Origin of the sequence: Thermanaeromonas sp., assembly GCF_021890735.1 — a bacterium.
In the GTDB taxonomy this organism is placed as follows: domain Bacteria; phylum Bacillota; class DSM-521; order Neomoorellales; family Neomoorellaceae; genus Thermanaeromonas.
Genome location: NZ_JAKKUR010000010.1, coordinates 42,224 through 50,613, shown reverse-complemented (window position 1 = coordinate 50,613; position 8,390 = coordinate 42,224). Strand labels below are relative to the sequence as shown.

The following is an 8,390-nucleotide window of genomic DNA, read 5'->3' as shown; positions in this document are numbered from 1 at the left end:
CATATGGAAATCGTGGCCGCCCTGGTCTATAGCCTGATTAAAGATGCCCCACCTTTAGGGCAGGCTTTGTGTTGTTGTGAAACTTTTCCCACCCCAAAAAAGCATCTTAAGAGCGAAAAACTTCCGTTCGCCGCAGTTCTCTTGACAGCCAGGGCCTGCCTCTGCTAAAAATCTTCTTTGAAAAAATAAACTTCCTCACGGGAAGCTACTATAGAAATTTAGCATACACCGCATATTAAGGAGGATGGTAAGAGTTGCGAAGTATAGCGCATGAATAAATAATGTTCTGTATTATTGTGAATTTACGCTCTTGCATTATTATTATCATTCTAACGTAAAACAGCATATTTATAATATAGCTACATAGCTACATGAATAAGGAGTCATTTTTATTTTAAAGGAGTGAAAATCCAAATAAAATCTCGCTCTGCAGCAAAGAAGCCTGCAGAGCAAAGGCCGGAGGGGAGAACCATGACACAAGGGCGGGCACTAGAATCTTTATGGAAGGAAGAACAAATAATTTCTCCACCCGCGAAGTTCAAGTTACAAGCGAATATCAAAAATCTGCAGGTTTACCAGGAAGCCGCGAAGGACCCTCAGGGGTTCTGGGCGCGGCTTGCAGAAGAAGAACTGGTCTGGGATAAAAAATGGGACAAAGTGCTAGAGTGGAATCCCCCCTTCGCTAAGTGGTTTGTGGGCGGCCGGCTGAATGCAGCCGTTAACTGCCTGGACCGACATGCATACAGTTTCCGCCGAAACAAGGTAGCCCTCATTTGGGAAGGTGAACCTGGTGAGACGCGTCTTTACACATACGGGGAACTCTTGCGGGAAGTAAACAAGGCAGCCAACGTCTTACGACAACTCGGCGTGCAAAAGGGGGACCGGGTGGGCATTTATCTCCCCATGATCCCAGAGGCAGTTATTGCTATGTTGGCCTGTGCCCGCCTGGGAGCGGTGCATAGCGTGGTCTTTGGCGGGTTCAGCGCCGAGGCCTTACGCGACCGGCTCAACGATGCCCAGGCTAAGGTGCTTATCACCGCCGACGGGGGCTACCGGCGGGGCAAAGTGGTACCTTTAAAAGAGAACGCCGACCAGGCTCTGGAGCAGAGCCCATCGGTGGAAAAAGTTATTGTGGTACGCCGCACCGGCGAGCCAGTACCCTTTACACCGGGCCGCGACCTTTGGTGGGATGAGTTAATGGCCGGGGCGCCTGCATATTGTCCTGCCGAAGGCCATGATGCTGAGGATATGCTTTTCATCCTTTACACTAGCGGCACCACTGGCAAACCCAAAGGAGTGGTGCATACCACAGCTGGCTACCTTTTGGGCGTGCACGTGACCACCAAGTGGGTGTTCGATATTAAAGATACCGATGTTTACTGGTGCACCGCGGACATCGGCTGGATCACCGGGCATAGTTATGTAATCTACGGCCCGCTTTCTAACGGTGCCACTACCTTGATTTACGAGGGTGCTCCGGACTATCCCGACCGGGATCGCTGGTGGCAGATTGTGGAGAAGTACGGCGTAAACATTTTATATACTGCGCCAACGGCCATCAGATCTTTTATGCGCTGGGGCCCGGAATACCCTGAACGCCATGACCTTTCTAGCTTACGGCTTCTCGGGACCGTGGGTGAACCTATTAATCCCGAGGCCTGGATGTGGTTTTACCGCCACATCGGACGGGAGAAATGCCCGATAGTGGATACTTGGTGGCAAACCGAGACCGGTATGCACCTGGTTACTCCCTTACCTGGGATTACGGATCTAAAACCAGGCTCGGTCACTTTTGCTTTTCCCGGTATCGAGGTCGACGTTGTCGACGAACACGGCCATTCGGTACCGGTAGGCGCAGGGTACCTAGTGGTAAAATCTCCCTGGCCAGCCATGCTCCGCACTATTTACGGCGACCCCGACCGCTACGTGCAGCAATATTGGAGCCGGTTCCCCAACATGTATTTTACCGGCGACAGTGCCCGTCGTGACGCTGACGGCTATATCTGGATGCTCGGTCGAGTAGACGATGTGCTAAACGTCTCTGGGCACCGCATCGGCACGGCGGAAGTGGAAAGCGCCCTGGTAGATCACCCGGCGGTGGCCGAAGCGGCGGTTATCGGCAAGACCCACGAACTAAAGGGGCAAGCGGTGGTAGCCTTTGTAACTCTAAAGGAAGGCGTTGAAGGAACTGCTGAGCTAGCCGTAGAGCTTAAAGCTCATGTGGCCAGGAAGATCGGTGCCCTGGCTAGACCGGATGACGTCTTCTTTACCGCCGAACTGCCCAAGACCCGCAGCGGCAAGATTATGCGCCGCCTGTTGCGGGATATTGCCGAGGGGCGTGTCTTGGGCGATACTACTACACTAGCGGATCCTGGCGTGGTGCAGGAGCTCAAAGAGCGCTACGGTAGTGAAGAAGATTAACCGGCTCCTTTTCGGAACGAAGAAGGGAGGGTACTTCCATGATCAGCACAGAAACAAAAATTGTCAAGACAACCGAGTTTAAGGCTTTGGTTTCCAGTAGGTGGCTGATTGCGGCTATTCTGTCGTCCCTGGTTTCCCTGACGTATTACGGATTTATCCTTATGATAGGCCTTTCAAAAACAACAGTAGCACGCAAAATAGGAGAGGCTACAACCCTAGGGATCCCGCTAGCGCTCCTTGTTATAGTAGTCTGTTTCTTCCTGACCATTGTTTATGTACTGTGGTCTAACGTAAAATATGATAATTTAGTAACATCTCTAAGAAACAAACTTTCTCAACCTTAAGGAGGGTGCATCATGTCAACCAGCTTTGGTCAACCCACAGCCATGGCCATTCTCTTTTTCCTGTTGTTTGTCGCTTTATCCCTGCTCATCACCTATTGGGCGGCAAAAAGGACAAAGACCACGAGCGAGTATTACGCGGCTGCCCGGCGGGTGACCGCCTTACAGAACGGCTTGGCGTTGGCCGGCGATTATATGAGCGCCGCTTCCTTCCTGGGGATTGTGGGTTTGGTTGCATTAAAGGGTTTTGATGGTATGATTTATGCAATTGGCTACCTTGTCGGCTGGCCAGTATTGCTTTTTCTCCTAGCCGAACCGCTTCGTAACTTAGGAAAATTTACTTTCGCAGATGTACTGGCTTACAGGCTGCAGAACAGGCCGATCCGGGTGGCGGCAGCGGTAGGAGGTATTCTTACCATACTGTTCTACACTATTGCCCAGATGGTTGGCGCGGGGAACCTTATCAAGCTGATGTTCGGTCTCCCGTATGAAGTGGCTATTGTTATTGTCGGGATCGTGATGCTGATTTACGTTCTTTTTGGAGGAATGATTGCCGTTACCTGGGTGCAAATTATCAAAGCGATTCTCCTTCTCAGTGGTGTTACCCTGCTTACCGTTCTCAGTATGGCTAAGTTTGGTTTTAATCCCGGCAAGCTTTACGCCGCCGTGGCTGAAAGATACGGTCAGGCGGCGTTAGAGCCCGGTGGGTTGATCCAGAATCCCTTAGATGCCGTTTCTCTAGGGCTGGCCCTCATGTTCGGGCTCCTGGGACTGCCGCACATCCTGATGCGCTTTTATACTGTGCCGGATGCTAAGGAAGCCCGTAAATCAACAGTATGGGCAATAGGATTTATCGGCTATTTCTACTGTATCATTCCCCTTGTCGGCTTTAGCGCCTCTGTCCTTGTTGGGCGGGAAATCATTAGCAGTATTGATAAGGGCGGTAATATGGCTGCACCCCTGCTCGCAGAGCTACTAGGGGGAACGCCTTTCCTCGGGTTTATCGCCGCCGTAGCCTTTGCCACAATTCTGGCCGTTGTAGCTGGTCTTACCCTTTCCGGGGCTTCTGCTTTATCGCATGACATCTACGTCAATGTCATAAAGCGCGGGCAAGCGGGAGAGCAGGAACAAGTAAAGGTAGCCAAGGTCGCGACAATCGGCGTCGGCGTCTTGGCCATACTGCTTGGCATCTTCTTTAAAGGGCAGAACGTAGCCTTTATGGTTGGTCTTGCCTTCGCGGTGGCTGCAAGTGGCAATTTCCCTGCGCTGTTACTGTCTATTACATGGAGTAGATTGAGCACTACAGGTGCTGCCGCTTCTATTGTAGTGGGAGCTGTCCTGGCGACATTGCTAATTATCTTTAGTCCTACGGTCTGGGTAGATATACTCAAGTACCCGCACGCTATCTTTCCTTTGAACAATCCGGCGATCGTGTCAATGCCCGTGGGATTTGCAGTGGCCTTCATTGGATCGTTGCTATTCCCAGATCGTGAAGCCGAGGCGAAGTTTGAAGAACAGCAGGTCCGGACTTACCTAGCCATCGGAGCAGAATAACCGTTCGGTGTTAGAATTACCACTTGTTGAGACAAACGAGTGTCGCCCGGTGATACAGAACTCACGGCAATGGGGGCACGTAGTTTTTTCAGAGCAGCCCAAAGAGGCTGTTTTTTTCTTGCTATTACAGTATTACCTGGTCCAAAACACATAGGCTACCTCACCTGCGCTCACTAAAAGGAACTCTCACTTCCTATTCCTCCCTCAACCTTCGCCTTGTTAAGGTATCACCTCGGTCCTAAAAGCTCCCGCAGGCGAGCTAGGGCCTGGCGTTCTATGCGCGAGATCTGTACTTGGGAAAGGCCTAATTTTTCTGCCACTTCAGTTTGGGTTTTGTCCTGGAAGAAACGCATAACTATTACCTTCCGGTGTTTTTCCGGCAGTTTTAGAAGCACTTCCTTTAGCGCTATCTTATCCAGCCAGGCAGGTTCCTGCTCGCTCTCATCTTGAAGCTGATCTAAAACATAGATGGGATCTCCATCATCCTGGTAGACGGTCTCATGGATGGACCCGGGAGACTGTATTGCCTCCAGGGCGGCCACGATTTCCTCTCGGGAAAGGTCTAAGGCCTGGGCGATTTCATTTATACCGGGCTCCCGCCCAAGTTTCTTAGCCAGCTCCTCCCTGGCACGGTTGACTTTAAAAGCCGTCTCTTTTAAGGACCGGCTGACCTTTACGGAGCTATCATCCCGGAGAAAGCGCTTTATCTCTCCCAGGATCATGGGTACCGCGTAGGTAGAGAATTTAACCTGGTAGCTTAAGTCGAACTTGTCGATAGCTTTAATCAAACCGATGGTGCCTATCTGGAAAAGGTCCTCCAGCTCATAACCCCGGTTTTGAAAACGCTGGACTATGTTGAACACAAGCTTTAAATTACAATTTATTAAGCGCTCCCTGGCCTCACGGTCTCCTTCCTTGGCGCGGCGCAAAAGCTTGAGTGTCTCTTCCTCCGATAACAGAGGAAACCGGGGCAAGTTCATCTCCGATAAGCGCAACTCCCCCGCCCCCTACATTTTAGGCGGTAGTAACCGACGGGTTTAATTTTTTCCTCATGACTACCCGGGTACCCCGGCCCTCTTCTGAGGTAACTTCTAGCTCATCCATAAAAGATTGCATAAAGGCAAAGCCTAAGCCCATTCTTTCAGGATCAGTAGAATAGGCTGGCTGCATAGCCTGGGCAATATCTGGTATCCCTTTACCATCATCCTCTACAATGATCTCCAATCCATCCTGCAACCGGTTAACGGTTACGCGTACCCATCCCCGCGGTTCTCCCCCGTAGCCGTGGATGATAGCGTTAGCCACAGCTTCTGAAACAGCTACCTTTATCTCCTCCAACTCGCTCAAAGTTATATCGGCCTGGGCAGCGAGGGCCGCTACAGCCACCCTGGCCAGGCCTACATTTTCCGGAAGGCTTAAAAATTCCAAACGCACGGTGTTCAGTACTTCTCCGTTTCCTTTGGGCATCGCCCCATCCCTCCCCTTATTCGGCCTGCATCATTTGCGTAAAGCTCTTACTATTCCTTCCCGGCTTTGCGGAGATATTCCTGCGGCTCTTCCTCTACTATATCCATGATTTTACTTAAGCCCGCAAGATCCAAAAGGCGGCGTATCTGGGGCTGAGGCCGGCAAATAACGACTTTTCCCCCTGTCTGGCTTATACGTCGGTAGCGCCCGAGGATGACCCCTAGACCGGAGCTGTCCATAAAGGAAACTCCCTCCAAGTCTAAGCAAAGTATGTGTGCCCGGGCGTGTTCCAGAGAGGATTCTAATTCTTGCCGCAGCCTATCTGCCGTGCTCAAATCTACCTCGCCCTTAACCCTGGCTATAAGGGCCGAACCTTCTTGGCTAAAAAATACCTGCAAAATAAAACCCCCCCAAACAGCTTTACGGGGAGGTATTTTTCGCCACAGGACCTCTTTTTTCCTGCAAAAATATGGTAAGTTGGGGGCTAAAAAATGAAGACTGCACGTATGACCCGCTGTATCTCTTGTTTCAAACCGGCCCGCGGCACGTCCTGACCGGCCAAAAGGTCTGTACGGTTTATTTCCCGGCCATCTTCTAAAACGACTATCTCACCTAATTTCTGGCCTTCCTTTACCGGCGCCTTTATAAGGCCCGGTATCTCCAAGCGGGTAGTAATGCGCTCTTCTTCCTTGCCCGTTCTGGGTACTACGGCACCTACCTTACCAGAAGCAACGACAGGAATCTTTTCTTGGCGCCCTTTATCTACCCCTATCTCAGCCACCGTCTCTCCAGGGTTGTAAATTTTATGCCATTTCCACTGCCGGAAGGCCCAATTGTACAACTTCATAGATTCTGTAAAATGCCCGCGGGGTGTCTCCACACCCATGACTACTGCGATAAGCCTTAAGCCGTCCCTTTCTACAGTAGAGACCAGGTTAAGGCCTGCCGCCTCGGTATATCCCGTCTTAAAGCCATCGGTACCGGGGTACCAATATAACATTTTATTAGTGGTATCTAAAATAGTTAAAGGTTCCTGGCGGAAGGTATAGCGCTTTATAGAGGTCCATTCCAATATTTTGGGGTACCTTAAAGCATACCGGGCAACCAAAGCCATATCGTATGGCGTTGTATAATGGTTGGGATCATGAAGGCCGTGACAATTGGTAAAGTTGGTGTTTTTGAGACCCAATTCTTTGGCTTTCCTGTTCATAAGCTCGACGAAAGCTTCTTCCGTACCCGCAATGTGTTCGGCGACTGCGACGCTAGCATCGTTAGCCGAAGCTACAGCGATGGCTATAAGCAGTTTCTCTAAAGGGAAGACCTCGCCCTCGGCCAAAAACACCTCCGCGCCCCCAAAGCTTTCAGCCCTCTCGCTAACCTGCACCGGATCATCCAGGCTGACCTGGCCACTGGATACGGCGTCCATAGCTACTACCATGGTCATAAGCTTAGTCATACTAGCCGGATAACCTTTAAAATGGGCATTTTGTTCCCACAATACCCTTCCCGTCTGGGGGTCCATAAGGATGGCTCCTTTAGCATTAAGCTTTAATGCAGGAGCACCTTGGGTCGCTTCTTCGGCCTCCTCCGCCTGGGCTTCAACCTCACCGAAGGCTCGCCAGGAAAATGAACCCCCAAGGCTGACGAAAAGGGTTATAGCCAGGGCAAAAGCTACCAACTTCCGCAACTTTTTCTCCCCCCATTTCCCCTAAAAACATATTCAGGAACGGGGGTGGGTATGATTGTAAATTTCCCTAATTTTTCTTTGGGTCAAATGGGTATATATCTGGGTAGTGCTTATGTCGGCATGGCCTAAGAGTTCTTGGACTGAACGCAGGTCGGCACCGTTTTCTAAAAGGTGGGTAGCGAAAGAGTGGCGTAAAGTGTGGGGAGTGATATTAGAAAGTCCTGCCGCCCTGGCATAGGCTTTGATGATTTTCCAGCAGCCCTGACGTGTTAGCCTTTTTCCCTGCTGATTTATAAACAAAGCCTTCTCACGCTTGTCTTTAAGAAGCTTCCCTCGCCCGTGCCGGAGGTAATTTTCTAAATGAAAACAGGCGATGGACCCTATGGGGATAACCCTTTCCCGTGAGCCTTTACCCAGGCACCGGACGTACTCTTCTTTTAGGTTTATTTGGTCTATGTTCAGCGCAACCAGTTCCGAGACCCGCAGACCGCTGGCGTAAAGGAGTTCTAACATGGCCTTATCTCGAAGCCCTGAGGGAGTTTGGGGCTGCGGCTGCCTTAGAAGAAGTTCCACCTCCTGTACGGTCAACACCTTGGGCAACTTTTTAACCTGGCGCGGGGATTCTAGGGTTGCGGTGGGGTCAGAGCTGAGGATCCCTTCTCTTAGTAAAAATTGATAAAAAGAACGGATGGCGGCCAGGTGCTGGCTAACAGTGGCCGGAGAACGTCCCTGTTTTTTCAAATGCATTAGATAAGCTATAATAAGGCCACGATTTGATTCTTTAAGAGAAGTTACCCCGGCCTTAGACAGGTAATCAAAGAATTGCTCCAGGTCACTATGATAAGAGGCTAGTGTGTTCTCAGCCAGCCCTCGTTCTATGGCCAAGTAATATAAGAACTCATCTAAGAGTTCCCGCACAA

General features: G+C 50.7%; 8 protein-coding genes. 3 read left to right on the top strand and 5 right to left on the bottom strand.

What is annotated here, in order from left to right; genetic code table 11:
- Positions 1-471 precede the first annotated feature (471 nt).
- Genes acs through L5656_RS03780 form a run of 3 tightly spaced genes read left to right on the top strand, consistent with a single transcriptional unit; the run spans position 472 to position 4,316 of the window.
- A complete protein-coding gene (acs, locus tag L5656_RS03790; RefSeq protein ID WP_297199249.1) occupies positions 472-2,421 on the top strand; it encodes an acetate--CoA ligase in 1,950 nt (649 codons plus the stop codon).
- Positions 2,422-2,459: 38 nt separating this feature from the next.
- Positions 2,460-2,765 (top strand): DUF485 domain-containing protein, encoded by a 306-nt coding sequence (locus L5656_RS03785; RefSeq protein WP_297199246.1) that lies wholly within the window; start codon positions 2,460-2,462, stop codon positions 2,763-2,765.
- A gap of 12 nt (positions 2,766-2,777) precedes the next feature.
- Entirely contained in the window at positions 2,778-4,316 is a 1,539-nt protein-coding gene (locus L5656_RS03780) for a sodium:solute symporter family transporter (protein ID WP_297199243.1), read from the top strand.
- Positions 4,317-4,543: 227 nt separating this feature from the next.
- Here the strand turns inward: L5656_RS03780 and sigF are convergent, their stop codons facing one another.
- From sigF to xerD, 5 genes are all read right to left on the bottom strand, one after another.
- Positions 4,544-5,296 carry an RNA polymerase sporulation sigma factor SigF gene (gene sigF / locus L5656_RS03775; protein ID WP_366017850.1) on the bottom strand — a complete coding sequence of 251 codons (753 nt, stop codon included), beginning with the start codon at positions 5,294-5,296 and terminating at the stop codon, positions 4,544-4,546.
- Positions 5,297-5,330: 34 nt separating this feature from the next.
- The gene (gene spoIIAB / locus L5656_RS03770) at positions 5,331-5,783 is read right to left on the bottom strand and encodes an anti-sigma F factor (RefSeq protein ID WP_297199237.1); all 453 of its coding nucleotides are present in this window, start codon (positions 5,781-5,783) and stop codon (positions 5,331-5,333) included.
- Positions 5,784-5,833: 50 nt separating this feature from the next.
- Positions 5,834-6,181: an STAS domain-containing protein gene (locus tag L5656_RS03765; RefSeq protein ID WP_297199234.1), complete on the bottom strand. Its 348-nt coding sequence runs from the start codon at positions 6,179-6,181 to the stop codon at positions 5,834-5,836.
- An 86-nt stretch (positions 6,182-6,267) separates the two neighbouring features.
- On the bottom strand, positions 6,268-7,470 hold the full coding sequence (locus L5656_RS03760) for a D-alanyl-D-alanine carboxypeptidase family protein (protein ID WP_297199231.1): 1,203 nt from the start codon (positions 7,468-7,470) through the stop codon (positions 6,268-6,270).
- A gap of 33 nt (positions 7,471-7,503) precedes the next feature.
- Positions 7,504-8,388: a site-specific tyrosine recombinase XerD gene (gene xerD / locus L5656_RS03755; protein ID WP_297199227.1), complete on the bottom strand. Its 885-nt coding sequence runs from the start codon at positions 8,386-8,388 to the stop codon at positions 7,504-7,506.
- Positions 8,389-8,390: the final 2 nt, after the last annotated feature.